The following is a 16,978-nucleotide window of genomic DNA, read 5'->3' as shown; positions in this document are numbered from 1 at the left end:
CCCACCCCCCACCACCGGGGTGTGGTGACGTCAGGACGTGGTGTAGAGGTGGTTGACCTGGTCCGCAGTCAGCGCCGCGGGGTAGGTGCGGACGTCGGCGATGGAGCCGGGCCACTGGTTGTACAGGTCGGTGCTGTTGATGACGACGTTGGTGCCGATGTTGAGGTGGCCGGCCGGGGCGTAGACAGGGGTGGTGTTGCGGGCCGCGGTGTCGGAGGCGACGCCGTTGACGTACAGGGTCTGGATGCCGGTGTCGACGTCGTAGACGCCGGTGAGCAGGGTCCAGACGCCGGTGCTGGGCAGTTGCTCGGTCCCCGAGGCGTCTCGGGTGCCGCCGATGGCGGCCGGCAGCTTGGCTCCGGTGGCCGCGTCGCTGGTGACGGTCTGGAAGTACCAGGAGTGGGTGGGCGCTTGGTAGCCGAGGTAGAACGCCTGGTGGTTGACGGTTCCCTGGCTGACCGCGGTGACGGTGACCGCTGTGGAGTCGACCTTGACCCAGGCGGAGACGGTGTAGCTCCGGGAGGTGTCGAGCGCGGCGTGCTGGGACTGGAGGTAGCTGGTGCTGCCGTCGAAGGTGGCTGCGGACGACGCCGCGCCTGTGTGGTCGGGTTGCCAGCCGGTGCTGCCGTGCGCGGTGGCGGGGTTGATGGTGGCGGTGTCGGCGAGAGTGCTCTTCAGCGACCACTGGTCGGCCGCGCCGGCGGTGCTGCCGATGGTGCTGTCGGTGGCGAAGCCGGTGACCGAGCTGTTGGCGGTTCCGTCGCTGGTGCGCCCGGCGCGGACGGACAGCGATCCGGTGGGCGTGACCGACCAGAGGTCGGGGATGCCGTCTCCGGTGAGGTCGCCGTCGGAGCCGCTGACGGGGGCGGTGGCGGCGGTGAGGGTGCCGATCTTGGTGGGAGTGCTCATGCCGGTGACCGTGGGCACGGGGGCGTCGAGCGGGAATCCGTTGGCGTCGGTGTCGGTCGTGCCGGTGGTGAGCGTGTAGGCGTCGATCTCGCCCGTGGTGCGGTTGCGGGTCCACAGACCGGGCTTGCCGCTGTCCGTCCAGTCGCCGGGTGAGACGAGGTCCCAGTCCTTCCAGCCCTGGGACGAGAGCGGGATGGGCGCTCCGAGGACGCCGTCGCTCACCGTCGGGAAGAACCACAGCGAAGCGTCGCCGCCGTTGCTCTCCACGGTGACCAGGCCGGTGCGGTTGCCGAAGTGGCCCGCGTCGAGTACCTGGCTGGAGGCGTCGCCGACCGAGGCGACCTGGAGGGTGGCGGACCAGTCGCTGGCGTAGCCGGTGCAGGTGGCACAGGCCGGCCGGCGGATCTGCTGGAGCTTGTCGAAGCGGCCGTCGGTGCCGGTGTTGCCGGGGTTGTAGTAGAAGTCGAGGGTGGGCGAGCCCGGCTTGTGGACGATCAGGTCGTCGACGTTCAGGCCGCCGCGCATGCTGCCGCGGTGGGTGATCTGGTAGTTCTGCCAGGTGTCGCCGGCCGGGGAGTCGCTCTGCTTGGCGGAGAGGCTGACGGCGGGGTTGGTGGCCTGGGTGTTGCCGGGGACGGTGTGGGCGTAGAGGTTGCCGTCGCTGCCGGGCGCCACGATGTCAGGGGAACCGTCGCCGGTGGTGTCGCCGAAGACCGGTGCGGGGCCGTGCGGGTTCCAGGGGACGTAGAAGGCGTAGGCGACGATGCCGGAGTAGTTGCCGGCGTTGTCCTCGGACTGGGCGTAGAGGATGTTCGTGCCCCAGTGGCTGGGGGAGACGGCCAGACCCGACGAGGAGCTGGGCAGGTTGGCGCCGCACTGCCAGCTCGTGTCGCCGAGGGTCGGGTCGAAGCTCCAGCGCATGCAGGCCAGGCCGGACGCGGTGCCGCTGGAGGGAGCCGGATCGGCCGCGGTGAAGGGCACCCGGCCCTTGCCGCCGGCGAAGACACCGGTGGTCTGGCCGTTGCCGGCCGGGGGAAAGGTGTCGGGGAGCTGGTCGGCCCGGAGTTGGGTGGGCGCCTTGGGCACGGTCAGCGTCGGCGCGGTGAAGTCGGCGCGGAAGTGGCAGTGCCCGGCCGGCGCGGGGCTGGAGGAGAGGATGCCGTCATTGGCGCGGACATCCCATCCGTAGGCGTGGCCGTCGATGATCTTGCTGCTGGCCACGGTGTAGGTCACGGTGCTGCCCGAGGAGGCGTAGCCGCTGCTGTAGCCGGCCGCGATCTGCTTGTTGTCCTGGTTCTCGTCCCAGAAGTTGAAGTAGCCGCGTACCGGTTGGGCGGGGCTGGTGGGGGAGCTGACCTTGGCCTTCATGACGAGGCCGGGACTGCCGGGGTTGCTGAGGAAGTCCTTGGTCGTCGGGTTCGCCGTGGCGTCGCACGCCTGGGTGGTGCCGGCCGAGGCGGTGCGAGGTGTCGGTGTCGAGGTCTCGCCGCTGGGCAGGTTGGGGGTCGCGTCGTAGGTGACGGTGAGCGTGGCCTTGTTCGACAGGCGCTTGAGGCCGTTCGCGTTGGACTCGTTGCCGTGGATGCCGAAGGTCAGGACGGAGTTGTTCGCGCTGAGGCTGCTGTTGACGGCGGTGGCGGCGTTGTAGGAGAAGCTGACGTTGCCGCCGCATCCGGACGAGCCGGTTCCGCCGACGCCGACCGAGCCGATCGAGGTGCCGCCCGGCTGGTTGCCCCAGCGGGTGTTGTGATCGATCGCGGTGTGGGAGTAGAAGGCTTCGAGGGAGTACTTGTTGGTGCAGGACCAGTCCGCGGAATAGGTCTGGGTGAGCTTGAGCGTGGCCGTACCGATCTTGTCGGCAGCCGAGTTCAGGCCGCCGACTTTGAACTGGTAGTAGGTGCGCTCCTTGTCGGAGGGGCTACAGCTCCCGCCGTCGGGGTAGGTGCCGCAGACGCCGACGCCGGGTTGGCCGGAGTGCGAGCTGCCGTACTGGCCGAAGTTGTCGCTGCTGGTGTGCGCGGACTGGGTCCAGGTCCAGGTCGGGTCGCCGGCCTTCCACGGCAGGTAGGACGGGTCGATGTAGACCGGGTAGTGGGTGTTGGTCCCGTGCAGTACGTCCGTGTCCGGGGTCAGGCTCACGCTGTCCCCGCTGACGCTGACCGGGATCGAGGCCACTTGCGCCCCGGTACCGGGGCCCTCGGACGTACTCGGGTCCACCCCGCCGTCTGTGTCGGCGGGGGCGTCGTCCGCTTTCGACGCGGAGTTGGGGGCTTCGTGCGAGGACGAAGCCGGGGACTTCGCCGACGACGGCGTGGCATCGTCCGTGCTCGAGTCCCACATCACCGGTGTGGGAGCGACGAACAGGGCGGCTCCGGTGTCGTCCACCGCCTGGAGGCCGCCCTGGCCGTCGTCCTGCATCGTCAGCCCGTCTCCGCTGGTGGTCAGGCGGAGCGACGCGAGCGCCGGATCGGCCGCGGCGGCGGCGGTCTTCACTTCCAGGACCTCGTCGATACCGCCGAGTTCCGTGGCCCGGACGTCGAGATCCACGTCCGGCAGGACATTCGGGTACGTCGCCGTGGCGCCGTCGACGACGGGTGCCGGCAGGGCGAACGGCATGGTGATGGACAGCGTCCTGCCGCTGGGGCTGGTGAGCGTGGCGAGTGGTCCGGTGCCTCCGCCCGACATCGTGACTGCGTTCAGCGGCGCCTTGGCCGCAAGCGTGCCGTCGCTGTTGGTCTTCAGGCTCGCGTCGGGCGTCACCCATGAGTCGCCCTGCTGAACCCGCGTCGGAGCGGCCGTGCTCTCCTGCGTGAGCGTGCCGTCCGGATTGGCCGTGGTCTGCGAGTACGGAGTGGTCAGCGCGTCGACGACGACGGGCTGACCGGTCGCCGCCGCCCGGTCCATGGCCTGGTCCTCCGGCGTCGCGTCCGGCGGCAGCGGACTGGTGTAACCGTCGCTCGCCCCCGGATCGGACGCACCGTCAGCCACCGCGGGACCGGTACTGGTCAGCAGCGCGGTGCTCGCGAGCGTCAGGGCCAGCAGACCACCGACAACTCGACCCTGCCTGCGCGGTCCTCTGCTTCGGCTTCTCCCAGAACGCGGGCGTGCGGACATGACGTATCCCCCCACAAGGTTTCCTCTCCCCCTCCTGCGGCTTTCGAACGAACAACCGCATGGTCGCCGCACAGTAGCCGGGGGTGCGCCCGAAGAGTCAACCTCGTGGATCCGAATAGTGCTGACACGAGCCGATCATCCCGTGTGTGAAAAGTGAAGTTGGTAAAGAAAGCGTCAAGGAAGATCGACTGGCCGTTCACAACTGTGCATGTGCACTTAGCTTCGGTCCGTCTGTGATCGCCGACCGGACAGACGGCGGCGGACTGGCGAGGGGGGTCTCGTGGGGGTTTGGGGACGCACGCGTTCGTATCGGCGCGGGCATCGGCGTATGTGGGTGGGGACGGCCACGGTGCTGGCCGTGACCGCCGCTCTGCTCGGTCAGATGTCGACCGAGTCCACTGCCAACGGCGCCGATCCGGCGAAGATCTGGTCGCCACCGGACACGCCCTTGCCGCATACCGCGTCGGTCGGCGGCCAGGACGCCCCCGGCGCGAGCCCGGCCCCTTCGGCAGCGCCACGCCAGTGGGCCGGGCCGGCGAAGGTCTCCACGGCGAGCGGCACCGCGACGGTGTCGCTCGCGGCGGCGCCCGCTTCCGGCACGGCAAAACCGTCAAGGGCGGGGAAGCTGCCGGTCTGGCTTGCCACCACCGGCAAGTCCGCGCAGCCGAAGTCGGGCGCTTCGAAGCTCGCCGGTTCCGCGTCCTCCGGACCGGTGTCCATCAAGGCGCGCACCCTCTCGCAGTCGGCCGCCGCCGCGACGGGTGTGCACGGCCCCGTGCTGTCGCTGGGGCGGGCGGCGTCCGGCGCGGCGGTCAACGTCCAGGTGGGGGTGGACGTCAGCAGCCTGGACGCGCGGTTCGGCGGCGACGCCGCGTCCCGTTCGCACCTGGTGACGCTGCCCGCGTGCGCGCTGACGACTCCCGACGCGAAGGGCTGCCGGGCCGAGACTCCGGTGCCCTCCCACTACGACCCGGCCACGCACCGGCTGGTGGCCGATGTGGCGGTGCCCGCTGCGACCGCCGCCGGTACACAGGCGCAGCAGCTCATCATCGCCGCGGACACCACGCCCAGTGGTGATGGCGGCAACTACGCCGCCACCGATCTGAACCCGAGCTCGGCCTGGACCGCGGGTTCCTCCAGCGGCGGTTTCGACTACGGCTATCCGATCCAGGTGCCACCGTCGATCGGGGGCGACGCGCCCGTGGTGGACCTGTCCTACGACTCGAGCTCCCAGGACGGGTTGACGTCGTCGACGAATTCCCAGGCGTCGTGGATCGGTGACGGATGGAGCTACCAACCGGGCTACGTCGAGCGGTCCTACGAGTCGTGCGACACGGACGGTCTCGCGCATTCCGGGGACCTGTGCTGGGACGGCAACGTCGTTTCGCTGTCGCTGGGCGGCCAGTCCAGTGAGGTGGTGCGCGACGACAAGACCGGTGCGTGGCGACTGAAGGACGACGACGGCTCGAAGGTCGAGTTCCTGACCGGGGCGTCGAACGGCACCTACAACGGCGAGTACGTCAAGGTCAGCACGACTTCGGGGACGACGTACTACTTCGGGCTGAACCACCTTCCGGGCGGGGACGGCACGGACCCGGCGGCCAACTCCGCCTGGACGGAGCCGGTGTACTCGCCGAAGGCGGGCGACCCCTGCTACGACGCGGGCAAGGGCAACGCGTCCTGGTGCCAGATGGGCTGGCGCTACAACCTGGACTACGCGGTCGACCCGCTCGGCAACCTGATCACGTACACGTATCGGGCCGAGACGAACTACTACGAGCGCGGCGCCGGCCAGAACAAGGGGACGGGCACGCTGACCTCGTACACGCGTGGTGGCGCGCTGACGACGATCGCGTACGGGCAGCGGTTGTCGGACCAGGTCGCGGCGAAGGGCGCGCTGAAGTCCGCCGCCCGCGTGGTGTTCACGCCGACCCCGGAGGGCCGCTGCTCGACCGCGGGCGGCTTCAAGTGCGACGGCGCGACGCTGGGGACATCGAACGCCGCGCACTGGCCGGACGTGCCCTACGACGAGAACTGCGCCAAGGGCAGCACCACTTGCAAGAACTTCGGGCCGACCTTCTGGACCACGACACGTCTGGCGTCGATCAACACGCAGATCGCCTCGAACGGCGCGTGGAAGGACGTCGACAGCTACGCGCTGGCGCACAGCTACCCGGACCCGAAGGACGGCAACAAGCCCGCGATGTGGCTGGACTCGATCGTGCGCACCGGCAAGGACGGCACCGCCCTGTCCCTGCCGCCGGTCACCTTCACCCCCGTCGAACTGGCCAACCGGGTCGACGGCACCGACCTGGTGCCCGCCCCCACGATCTTCAACCGGCCGCGCATCCAGAAGATCACCACCGAGACCGGTGAGCAGATCCAGGTCGACTACCGGCTCCCGGCCTGCTCGCGGATCAACAACAAGATGCCGGCGTCGGCGGCGACCGACACCATGGCCTGCTACAACGTCAAATGGTCTCCGCCGGGTTCCGTGTACGGGGCCGACCCGGAGTCGGACTGGTTCAGCCGCTACCAGGTGGACTCGGTCACCGAGAACGATCCCGTCGCCCACTCCCCGTCGGTGACCACCGCCTACGACTACGGGCCGGCCGCGTGGCACTACGACGACAGCGACGTCGTCGACCCCAAGACCCGTACCTGGGACGACTTCCGCGGCTACGGATGGGTGACGGAGACCACCGGGTCCGGGACCGACGGGCCGAAGTCGCAGACGAAGACGGTCTACCTGCAAGGCATGGACGGCGACCGGAACGCCTCCGGCGGTTCGCGGTCGGTGAAGGTCGCCGACTCCCTCGGTGACAAGGTCACCGACTCGGACTGGCTGGCCGGCCAGACGCTGGAGACGGACACCTACGACAAGGCCGGCGGCACCGCCACCAGTTACGACGTCACCACCAGCTCGGGCGAGGTGACCACGGCGACGCGTTCGCGTGGGGCCGACCTTCCCGCTCTCGTCGCCCGTTACGCCGGGACCACTGAGGTGGAGACCGCCCGGGCGCTGAAGAAGGACGGCTCCTGGAGCACGCTCACCACCACCACGAAGACCGACCCGGACCACGCCAACCGCGAGACGAGCGTGGAGACGGACGCCGACGGCGTGCCGGCCACATGCGAGCGCACCTCGTACGCGACCAGCACGAACGCCATGCTCACCGACCTGGTGGACCAGTCCCTGACGATATCCGGGGCCGGTTCGTGCACGGCGACACCGACGACCGCCAACACGGTCACCGGCTCGCGCACGCTCTACGACGGCAAGCCGTACGGGCAGGCAGGAGCCGTCGGCGAGGCGACATCCGTGCAGTCGCTGGACCACTACGACAGCTCCGGCGCGGCCGTCTACGCGACGACCGCCGGCACCGGATACGACACCTACGGCCGGACGGTCTCCGCGACGGACCCGAACGCGACCGACGCGCAGCACCCGAACGGTGCCACGACCACCACGGTCTACACCTCGGCCCGGACCGGTGAACTGCCCACTTCCATCACGGTGACCAGCCCGGTCCCGGGCAGCACCTCCACCTGGCCGACCACCACGAACGAGGACCCCGCACGGGCGTTGGAGACATCCGCCGTCGACGTCAACGGGCGGACCGTCACCGAGCAGTACGACGCCCTGGGGCGCCTGACCAAGCTGTGGCGGCCAGGACGGACCACCTCGCAGGACCCCAACACCGTGTACGCGTACGCGCTGAACGGCAGCAGCGCCCCGTCGACCGTCACCACCTCGACGCTGATGGGCGACGGCCCGGTGTACGTGAAGTCGGTGCAGATCTTCGACGGGTTCGGGCGCGACCGTCAGGTCCAGGCCACCCCGGGCATCTCCGCCTATCACGGCAGGGTGATCAGCGACACGCTCTACGACTCGCAGGGGCGCGCCGCCGAGACCCGTTCGCCGTACTACGACGACTCCGCGGCGCCGGTCGGCACCCTGTGGTCGCCGGACGAGGCCGAGGTGCCCGGTGAGACGGCCACCGTCTACGACGGCCAAGGGCGCGCCACGGCTTCCGTGTTCTCCGCCTACGCGCAGGAGCAATGGCGCAGCACCACCGCCTACCCGGGCGCGGACGAGACCGACGTGACCCCGGCGCATGGCGGCACGCCGAGCACCACGATCACCGACGCACTCGGTCGCACCAGCCAGGTCTGGCAGTACAAGACCACCACGCCGACCGGCAAGGCGTCGGACGCGGACGTCACCTCGTACACCTACACCCCGGCCGGCAGCCCGCTGACGCGAGTCGACGCGACCGCGAAGGACACCTGGAGCTACGGGTACGACCTGCGGGGTCGGCAGACCAGCACGTCCGACCCGGACACCGGCGTCACCACGCAGACGTACAACGCCGACGGACAGGTCTCCACCGTCACCGACGCACGCAAGGTCACGCTCTCCTACGACTACGACCTGCTCGGCCGGAAGACCGCCGACTACAGCACCGCCGCTCCGGGCGCCACCAAGGTCCCGCAGGCCGCCTGGACGTATGACACGGTTTCCGGCGCCAAGGGTCAGCCGGCCAAGGCGATGCGCTACCTCGGCGGTGACACCGCGCACCCCTACACGACCGAGACCACCGCCTACGACATCGGCTACCGTCCGACCGCGACCCAGACCACCATCCCCTCCACCGAGGGGGCGCTGGCCGGAACCTACAAGAACCAGGCCGTCTATGACCCGATCACCGGGTCCCTGGACACCTCCTACACCAGCGCCCGCGGCAACCTGCCGGCCGAGACCGTCAGTTACGGCTACGACGTCGACGGTCCGCTGCTCAGCTACGGCTCCTCCGGCACCGAGTACGACCTGTCGACGGACTACGACGCGTTCGGCCGCCCCATCCGCACCACGGTCAACCCGTGGGGCACCGAGATCGTCGCCACGGACAACTACGACCTGTCCACCGGCGATCTGCTCTCGACGTACATCGACAAGCAGACGTCGACGAACGGCGCGGTGCAGCAGACCGACTACACGCGCAACGCGTCCGGGCAGATCACCTCCATCCAGAACATCGCGGACAACACGCCGTCCCTGACCGATCTGCAGTGCTACGGCTACGACTACCTCGGCCGGCTCACCTCGGCGTGGACGGACACCGGCGTCACCACCACCGCGGGGCAGCCGTCCGTACCGAACATCGGCGGCTGCGCGAACGCGACGCCTACCAGCGGCGCCGCCTCGGGCAAGAGCACGGTCGGCGGCCCGGCGCCGTACTGGACGTCGTACGCCTACGACGCGACCGGCAACCGCACCGGCGAGGTCCAGCACGACATCACCGGTGACACCGCCAAGGACATCGCCACCACGCAGAAGTTCGCCCCGGCCGGGCAGAACAACACGCCCACCGCCGCCGCGAACACCGGCGGCGGCACCGGCGGCCCGCACGCGCTGATCTCCACCAGCAGCACCGGGCCGGGCAACCCGGGCGCGACGTCCTACCAGTACGACGCGATCGGCGACACCACCGCGGTCACCGACACCTCCGGCACCACCACGCTGACCTGGGGCCCCGAGGACGAACTCGAGTCCCTGTCCAAGACCGGCACCGACGGCGCCACCACCTACGTCTACGACGCCGACGGCAACCAGCTCATCCGCCACAACCCGGGCATCGACACCCTCAACCTCGGCGCCGACGAACTCACCTTCACCACCGCCACCGACGCGGTGACCGACACCCGCACCTACAGCCTGCCCAACGGGCTGACCGCCGTGCGCCAGGCGCCCGGCTCGAACAACCTCACCTGGCAGTCCGCCGACCAGAACGGCACCGCCACGCTCGCCCTCGACGCCGGCACGCTGGCCGAGACCCGCCGCCCCGTTGACCCGTTCGGCGTGCCGCGTGGTACCCAGCCCACGAGTTGGGCGGGCGACCACGGCTTCGTCGGCGGCACCCAGGACGACTCCACCGGTCTGACCAACCTCGGCGCCCGCGAGTACCAGCCGCAGACCGGCCGCTTCCTCAACCCCGACCCCCTGCTCGACCCGTCCCAGCCCCAGCAGTGGAACGGCTACGCCTACAGCTTCAACAACCCGGTCAACCTCTCCGACCCGCTCGGCACCGACCCGCCCGGGACGCAGAACTCGTGCTCCTACGACCTGGACAACTGCTCCAAGTCGCAGTGCAAACACGTGACCAATGTGCCCTGCGGCAAGAAGCACAAGGTTGTCGTCTCAGCCCCGGGCAGGGGCGGCGGCCTCACCGTCGGCTACAGCAGCCACTACCACCGACCCACGCTCGACGGCATCCGCGTCCCGACCAAGAAGGAACTGGTCGCCCGGTTCGCGACACGACCGACCGACAGCTACGGAGAGCTCGTCTCCCGGTGGATCGTCGAATCCTGCTCGGGCATGACCGCGGGTACGACATGGGTGCCGTTCTGCAAGGACGCCGACGCGGGTGGGCTCCTGCCGGCCCGGGGAGACGACCCGTTCGGCGTCAAGGACGGCTACCACTGCGTCAGTTCGGGCAAGGACTGCGGGAAGTTCGCGATCGATCTGGTGGCGGACGCGCTGTCGTTCATCCCCGGGGTGGGGGAGGCGGATGCCGCCGCCACCGAGGCGCGCGCGGCGGCGAGGGCCGGCGAGAACCTTGGCAAGGACGGTGCCGAGGGCGCGCTCAGGGGACTTGAGGACGGCTGCAAGGCGCTCAACAGCTTCCCCGGCGACACGAAAGTGCTCACCGGGGACGGCACGACGTCCGAACCCATCGAGGACGTCAAGGTCGGCGACACCGTACTGGCCACCAGCCCGCTGACCGGTCAGACCAGGCCGGAAAAGGTGCAGGCGGTCATCAAGACCCTCACCGACACCGACTTCACGGACCTCACTCTCGCCGACGGCAAGGCGGCCACGAAACCGACCACGACACCGGCCACGAAGCTCACCTCGACCCAGCACCACCCGTACTGGGACGTCACCCGCCACCGCTGGATCGACGCCACCGACCTTCACCCGGGCGACGCCCTCCGCCTCCCCAACGGCCACACCGCCCGCATCGCCGACGTCCGCGACTACACCGGCCACATCGTCACGTACAACCTGACGGTCACCGACCTGCACACGTACTATGTGCTGGCGGGGGCTACGCCGGTCCTGGTTCACAATGATGGCGGCGAGCCTGTCACCGATGACTTCAACCGGGCGCGGAATCAGGCTTTGGACTGGCTGAGTTCTCGCGGATTCAAAGCTGAAAAAGTGACGCTGGGCAAGTTCGGGACGATCAAAGGTAAGCCCGTCGGCATGCAGACAGCTAACGGCAAGACGGGATTCCGGATCGAATTCGATGATCGAAGTGGGGCTCACATCAACGTGTGGGCCGGCAAAGAGAAGGGGCCGCATTTTCAGTTCAATGCCACTGAGACGACCGTAACTAAGCTTCAGGGTCTGCACGGATGCGGTTGATGGAGGAATGTTTTGTCTGGTGATTACTGGGAAGACGAGGTCTTTTCCATGCCGCCTCTAGGTGCCCTGAGGAAGACAAGCGCGTCAGATGTATTCGACTGGCTGGAGCTCCAGTTCCCTTTCGCGGGAGGGAAGATCGATTGGCGTCGTGTGGGCGGGGGGCACAAGCATTGGAAACTCGACAACGAGCATCTGCTCGCAGCGAGTGCATCCAGGGAAATCTGTGCACGAATCAAGCCAGGCTGTGTAGTTGAGCATGTGGGAGACGGGCTTTCGCCCTACGGCGTGCTTTTTACTGGGAGCGAAGCCGCTTCGGTTACGGCTGCACTTCTTGAGGTGCCGGAGCAACACTACTTCCTCGCAGAGGATCGAGCGTGGATAGTGGTGGTCTCTTTCGAAGGTGACTTGGATGTTTTGGATCGAGTCGTCACTTAGTTAAGCTCCGGGAGGTAATCGAGGTGAGGTGCGTCAAGGTCGCATGGGAACACGACTTTGCCGACGATCCCGTGCGTATCTCAGCGAGTTTGGTGATGATGGTTACGAGACTCGGAAGGTGCAGTTCTATCGGGATGGTCGGTCCGAGTGGGCCGATGAAAATCACGAAACTGCGAACGTAGGGCTCTCGGAGAGTCCATTTCCGTCACTCGAAGAAATCTCCAGTCAGGAAGAATTCGGCGCTGAAGTGGTCGATTCGGAAGAGTTTGAGAGTACATGGATTGAGGCGCGGATCGATTCTTGACGGGTTTGTGATTCGCCACTCAGAGTGCTTGGAGTCGTAAAGTTCGCGGCTTTCATTCTGAGCCAAATGCCTCTGGGGCCCACCGCCATCCGGTGGGCCCCAGAGGCATTTGACGGCAACGCTGACGGCAACGTCAGCGGACGACGGCTGCGGTGGGCGGGTCGTCTGGGGCGTCGGCCTGGCTGAGGATGCTGCCGAGGGTGTCGATGGCCTGGCGCTGGAGGCGGAGTCGGACGTGGGCGTAGACGCCGGCGGTGACGCCGACGTGGGCGTGGCCGAGGAGTTCTCTGATGACGACGAGATCGACGCCCTGTTCCAGGAGCAGAGTGGCGGTCGAGTGCCGGAGATCGTGGAAGCGGATCGTCCGGAGTCCTGCGCTGCGGAGGAGGCGGCGGAAGCGGCGGGTGAGGTTGGTGGGGTCGAGTGGCCTGCCCTTCGGGGTGGTGAAGACGAGCCCGTTGTCCGTCCAGCCCGTTCCGGCCGCCGGGCGCTCTTCCTGCTGCCGTTCCTGATGGATCTTGAGGGAGCTGAGGCATTCGGTAGGGAGGGCGATGCGGCGCTCGGAGGCCAGGGTCTTGGTGTTCAGGACGGTCAGACCCTGGCTGCGGGTGCGTTGGAGGGTGCGGCGGATGCTGGCGGTTGCGCCGGCCAGGTCGAGGTCTTCCCAGCGCAGGCCGAGGAGTTCGCCCTTGCGCAGCCCGGTGCGCAGGGCGAGTTCGTAAAGGGCGTGAAGCCGGTCGCCGTTGGCCGCGTGGAGGAGTCGTCGGGCTTCGGCGGCGGTGAGGGGCTGGAAACGCCTGGGGCGTGGCGTGGTCGTCTTGACGTTCCGGGCGACGTTGCGCGGGATCTCCTCCTCGCGCACCGCGTGCTCCAGGGCGGACTTGAGCACGGCGTGGACGTACGTCACGGTCAGCGGCGAGAGCCGCTTTCCGCAGCACTGCCCGATGGCGCAGCAGGACCGCCGGTGGGTGTCGCGTCCCTGGGCGCAGCACTGGCAGGTGGTGCGGAGTCCGTCGAGGAAGGTGCGGACGTCGCGGGTGGTGAGCCGGGCGAGCTTCTTGGCGCCGGGGCCGGGATTGAGGTGGAGACGCATGGAGGCCGCGTAGCGGATGTGGGTGTTCTCCCGCAGGTGGTGAACGGCGACGCCGTCCAGCCAGTACGCGAGATAGGCGCTCACAGTGCTGTCGGCTGCGGCGATGGGGAGGCCGCGGTTGCTGGCGGCGATCTTCTCGGTGAGCTTGGCCATCGCGTCTTTACGGGTGATGCCGTAGACGCGGACGCGCCTGCGGGTGTTGCCTGGGGCGAGGACGTATCCGGCAGCTTCCCATCGTCCGTCCTTGCGCTGGTAGACGGTCCCGTCTCCGTTCGCACGGGTGCGGGAGCGGCGGGACGAAGCGGGGCGGGCTGTGGTCATTAGGAAGCTTCCTGTTCCAGGCGAGTGCGGATGAAGTCGGTGAGGGCGTGGGTGGGGATGCGGCGGGCGCGGCCGAGGGTGATCGAGGAGAGCTGGCCGGAGCACAGCAGGTTGTAGACGGCGGAGCGGCCGGGCTGGAGACAAGCCATCACCTGGGGCACCGTGAGCAGATCCAGGGGAGGGGCCGCTTCCTCGTGGAGGACGGCGAGCGGGGGCGAGGCCATCAGCAACCCCCTTCGGCTGCGAACTGCCGTTCCAGTTCCCTGCGGTACCAGAGGTGGGCTGCGAGGAGTGCGGCGCCGGGGCTGTACCCCGAGCCGAGGTAGTCCCACCGGCTGATGACGAGGGTGGTCGTCGGGGCGGACTCGGGCAGGCCGGCGTGGATGCGGGCCTGTTCGGTGCGCCAGGCGCGGCGGGCGTCGCGCAGCGCGCCGAGCGTGAAGGAGTAGGACCGGGATTTGGTGGAGAAGTGGCCGCGGAAGCCGAGCATGTGCGCCCACTTCCAGAGCTTGAGTTCGGCGAGCTCCGGCAGCCTGCCCAGCTCCCAGCAGGTGCGGATCATCTGCCGGACATGCCCGGTGACGGCGAGACGGGGCAGCGGCCGGGCCTGCCCGGTGCCGTCGCAGGCGGTGCACGGGAGCGGCGTTCCGTGGGGCAGGAGGGTGGCGCCGCGTCCCTGGCAGGGGCGGCAGAGGAGGGTGTGGTCGAGGGTGCCGGAGGCGTCGGCGGACTTGGTGGCGTACTTCGCCACGTAGGCGGCCACGGCCTGGTCGGTGGATTCGGCGTCGGTGCCGAAGGAGGCGATCTCGCGCACGTCGAACTGTTCGCCCCAGGTGAGTTCGCGTTTCCCGACCGCATCCGACTCGACCGTGACGCGTACCCGTGCGGCGGCGCGGGCGGCCTTGGTGAGTACGGCGACGGTGGCGTACGGCGGTGGGGGCTGGTTGTTGCTGTCGGGGCCGTCGAGTCGGATGACGGCGTGGAAGTGGACCAGGCCGCGCTGCTGGTATTCGGCGACGTGGGCGGCCTTCTGGGTCATGCCGAGCCCGGTGGCGAGCTCGCGGCGCAGGTAGGTGGAGAAGCGGGCCCACAGCGCGGAGGCGTGGGCGTTGAACAGGACCGCGCCTTCGTAGTCGTACGTCTTCGGGTTCAGCGGCGTCCCGATCAGGGCGTCGTCAGGTTCGTGGAGCTTGCGGCAGCGGCTCACATCGGGCGAGCGCCTGCCTTCGGCGAACGTGCTCGGCGAGCGGTTCGGCGTCTCCAGCTCCACCGTTCAGAACGCCCTGCGGGTCCTCAAGCAGGAAGGGCTGGTCCACTCCCAACTCGGCCGGGGCAGTTTCGTGAGCTCGACGGCCGGCGGAAGTGATGCTCCGTGTGCCCCAGCAGCAGATGCAGACGGAGAGGAGTCGGGCCCGGGCTGGCACGCCGATCTCATCCGCAACGACGATGGCCGCCCGCCCTACGTCCAAGTGGCCGACTTCCTCCGCCGCGACATCGCAGAAGGCACCTACCCTCCGGGCTCCTAGCTCCCGCCCGCCCGTGAGATCCAAGAGCGCTTCCAAGTAGCCAACTCCACCGCGCAGAACGCCTACTGAAGGCTCAAGCAGGAAGGGCTCGTGTACTCGGTCAAGGGCCGCGGTGTCTTTGTGCGCCAGGCCCCGGAGCCGGGCAAGCACCACGGGCCGATCACGAACTACCTGCTGGCGGAGCTCGACCAGCGATGGGTCACCATCCGTGAGGAACACCAGCGGACCTTCAACGAACGCCGGAAGGTCAAACGCGAGACGAGCCGACGCGGCCTGTTCCTACCAGCGCTCCATGAAGATGACGCCGACTCGGATGCAACACCGCGCGAGAAACTCCAAGCCGCACTGGCCGAATCGAAGAAGCGCCGGCAGCAGCGCCCCTGACGGTCAGCCTGGCACCTTGGCCAGATGCGGCGACAGGGAGAGCTGTTCAGAGTTTCTTTACTTGATCGAGGCGTCCCGCTGACGCGGGCCGCCGCGCGCCGGCCGGCCGGTGACCGCCGCCCGCTCCTGTCTGCCGCCCCGCTGGCGACGGCCGCCGACCACTCGGCGCGCACACCCACGGACCCGGCAGGCAAGAGCGCCGAAATTCTGACCCGGCCGAACCGCCATTCCGTGCGCCTGGGCCCGTTGCTGGCTCAGGCCGTGACGACGTGGGCAGCGTGGCTGGTGTCGGTGGGGGCTGAGCGAGACACACGTGACGGGTGATCGTCCGGCGCACCCGCCGTCGTGGCTGACGGTCGATGGCAGAGGCCCGAACCGCGCCCTGCGAGGCACCGTGCGTACGAAAGGCCCGCCTCGGTCGGGGCTGATGAGGGCGGGAGCTCCGACCAGCGCGCCGCTCGGCAGCGGTAGGAGTCGGAGCGCGCCGGCGACCGTCCTGTGCCGGGTGGGACCCCGGCTCACTGTCCCTCAACCCGGCCGGGCAAGCACTGGCCTATAACATCCATGCCATATACCATCGAGGTTATGGACGGTGAGCGGTACACGATCGAGATCGAGCCCGAGGTGCGCCTCTGGCTGGAGAACATCCCGCCCACCTCTACGTCACCGCCGAGCAAAAGGTCGACCGGCTCGCCGCGAACGCCACCACGCTCGGCGAGCCCTACACCCGCCATCTCGGCGGTAAGCTCCGCGAGCTCCGCTTCGACCTCGACGGCAACGCCCAGCGCATCACCTACTGGATCGCGCCCGGCCGCCGCATCGTGCTCCTGACGGTGTTCCGCAAGGCCAGGATGCGCGAGACCGCCGAGGTGGAACGCGCCCGTTCCGCCCAGGTCGTCTGCGAAGCCCGCCACGAACCGGCCGCCGAACACGCCGTCTACAGCCGCGACATCAAGGAGGAACCGCGATGAACCACGCCGAGTGGAAGACCCGCCGCCACCGCAAGCTCCTGGGCGAAGCGGCCGAGGAAAACCCCGAGTACGACCGCCTCTACGAAGAGGCCGAACTGGCCCATGACCTAGGCCAGATGGTCTACGACCGGCGCACCGCTCTCGGTCTGTCCCAGGCCGAACTCGCGGATCGCTGCGGCATGCAGCAACCCCAGATCTCCCGCATCGAAGGCGGCGGCACTGTCCCCACCATCCCTCTTCTGCGACGCCTCGCCCGTGCCCTCGACGCCGACCTGACGATCAATCTCACCCCTCACGACAACGCCGCCTGAACGAACAGGTCCGTCAGGAGGGTGTTCAGGACCGACTCCTCCTCGACGCGGACGTCGAGGGTGCGGAGGGCTTCGGCCAGGGCGGGGTCCCAGGGGGACTCGGCCGGGGGGCCGGTCAGCGGCGAGGGGGTGGTGGTGGTCGTGGCGGCTGCGCGGTAGTCGGCGGCGGTGTAGCGCC

10 protein-coding genes and 2 pseudogenes are annotated in these 16,978 nt (G+C 68.8%); 6 read left to right on the top strand and 6 right to left on the bottom strand.

Annotated elements, in window-relative coordinates:
- Window positions 1-30 precede the first annotated feature (30 nt).
- Together AC13HU_RS12000 and AC13HU_RS11995 are read right to left on the bottom strand one after the other, a co-directional pair.
- Window positions 31-3,897 carry a LamG domain-containing protein gene (locus tag AC13HU_RS12000; protein WP_483041795.1) on the bottom strand — a complete coding sequence of 1,289 codons (3,867 nt, stop codon included), beginning with the start codon at window positions 3,895-3,897 and terminating at the stop codon, window positions 31-33.
- 504 nt (window positions 3,898-4,401) lie between these two features.
- Entirely contained in the window at window positions 4,402-4,743 is a 342-nt protein-coding gene (locus tag AC13HU_RS11995; protein ID WP_483041794.1) for a hypothetical protein, read from the bottom strand.
- Between AC13HU_RS11995 and AC13HU_RS11990 the strand changes: the two genes are divergently transcribed.
- Window positions 4,736-11,455, top strand: a complete 6,720-nt coding sequence (locus AC13HU_RS11990) for an RHS repeat-associated core domain-containing protein (RefSeq protein WP_483041793.1) — start codon at window positions 4,736-4,738, stop codon at window positions 11,453-11,455. The genes AC13HU_RS11995 and AC13HU_RS11990 overlap by 8 nt on opposite strands.
- Before the next feature lie 553 nt (window positions 11,456-12,008).
- A complete protein-coding gene (locus AC13HU_RS11985; RefSeq protein ID WP_483041792.1) occupies window positions 12,009-12,194 on the top strand; it encodes a DUF6881 domain-containing protein in 186 nt (61 codons plus the stop codon).
- 133 nt (window positions 12,195-12,327) lie between these two features.
- Here the strand turns inward: AC13HU_RS11985 and AC13HU_RS11980 are convergent, their stop codons facing one another.
- The 3 genes and pseudogenes from AC13HU_RS11980 to AC13HU_RS11970 form a co-directional block, all read right to left on the bottom strand.
- Window positions 12,328-13,608 carry a tyrosine-type recombinase/integrase gene (locus AC13HU_RS11980; protein WP_483041791.1) on the bottom strand — a complete coding sequence of 427 codons (1,281 nt, stop codon included), beginning with the start codon at window positions 13,606-13,608 and terminating at the stop codon, window positions 12,328-12,330.
- Entirely contained in the window at window positions 13,608-13,832 is a 225-nt protein-coding gene (locus AC13HU_RS11975; protein WP_483041790.1) for a helix-turn-helix domain-containing protein, read from the bottom strand. The genes AC13HU_RS11980 and AC13HU_RS11975 overlap by 1 nt, the downstream gene beginning before the upstream one ends.
- Window positions 13,832-14,809 (bottom strand): annotated as a pseudogene (locus tag AC13HU_RS11970) (replication initiator); the annotation flags it as partial. The gene AC13HU_RS11975 and the pseudogene AC13HU_RS11970, both read right to left, overlap by 1 nt.
- 34 nt (window positions 14,810-14,843) lie before the next feature.
- Here AC13HU_RS11970 and AC13HU_RS11965 point away from each other — a divergent pair.
- The 4 genes and pseudogenes from AC13HU_RS11965 to AC13HU_RS11950 all read left to right on the top strand — a co-directional run bounded on the left by AC13HU_RS11965 (window position 14,844) and on the right by AC13HU_RS11950 (window position 16,800).
- Window positions 14,844-15,134 carry a GntR family transcriptional regulator gene (locus tag AC13HU_RS11965; protein ID WP_483041796.1) on the top strand — a complete coding sequence of 97 codons (291 nt, stop codon included), beginning with the start codon at window positions 14,844-14,846 and terminating at the stop codon, window positions 15,132-15,134.
- A gap of 90 nt (window positions 15,135-15,224) precedes the next feature.
- Window positions 15,225-15,518 carry a hypothetical protein gene (locus tag AC13HU_RS11960; RefSeq protein ID WP_483041789.1) on the top strand — a complete coding sequence of 98 codons (294 nt, stop codon included), beginning with the start codon at window positions 15,225-15,227 and terminating at the stop codon, window positions 15,516-15,518.
- Window positions 15,519-16,103: 585 nt separating this feature from the next.
- Window positions 16,104-16,489: pseudogene (locus AC13HU_RS11955) on the top strand (type II toxin-antitoxin system RelE/ParE family toxin).
- Window positions 16,486-16,800, top strand: coding sequence for a helix-turn-helix domain-containing protein (locus AC13HU_RS11950; protein WP_483041788.1), 315 nt, complete (start codon window positions 16,486-16,488; stop codon window positions 16,798-16,800). Before AC13HU_RS11955 ends, AC13HU_RS11950 begins: the two are co-directional and overlap by 4 nt.
- Here AC13HU_RS11950 and AC13HU_RS11945 read toward each other — a convergent pair.
- Window positions 16,782-16,978: DUF2399 domain-containing protein (locus AC13HU_RS11945; protein WP_483041787.1), on the bottom strand; the 197-nt coding region annotated here is incomplete at its 5' end. The genes AC13HU_RS11950 and AC13HU_RS11945 overlap by 19 nt on opposite strands.

The organism is Streptomyces sp. NH27 (assembly GCF_056859195.1).
This window is presented reverse-complemented; position numbering and strand designations above follow the sequence as displayed.

What these genes read in the sequence shown, in the direction of transcription:
- AC13HU_RS11995 (WP_483041794.1), bottom strand. Translation starts at nt 4,743, where the DNA reads ATGGACACCGGTCCGGAGGACGCGGAACCGGCGAGCTTCGAAGCGCCC.
- AC13HU_RS11980 (WP_483041791.1), bottom strand. Translation starts at nt 13,608, where the DNA reads ATGACCACAGCCCGCCCCGCTTCGTCCCGCCGCTCCCGCACCCGTGCG.
- AC13HU_RS11975 (WP_483041790.1), bottom strand. Translation starts at nt 13,832, where the DNA reads ATGGCCTCGCCCCCGCTCGCCGTCCTCCACGAGGAAGCGGCCCCTCCC.
- AC13HU_RS11950 (WP_483041788.1), top strand. Translation starts at nt 16,486, where the DNA reads ATGAACCACGCCGAGTGGAAGACCCGCCGCCACCGCAAGCTCCTGGGC.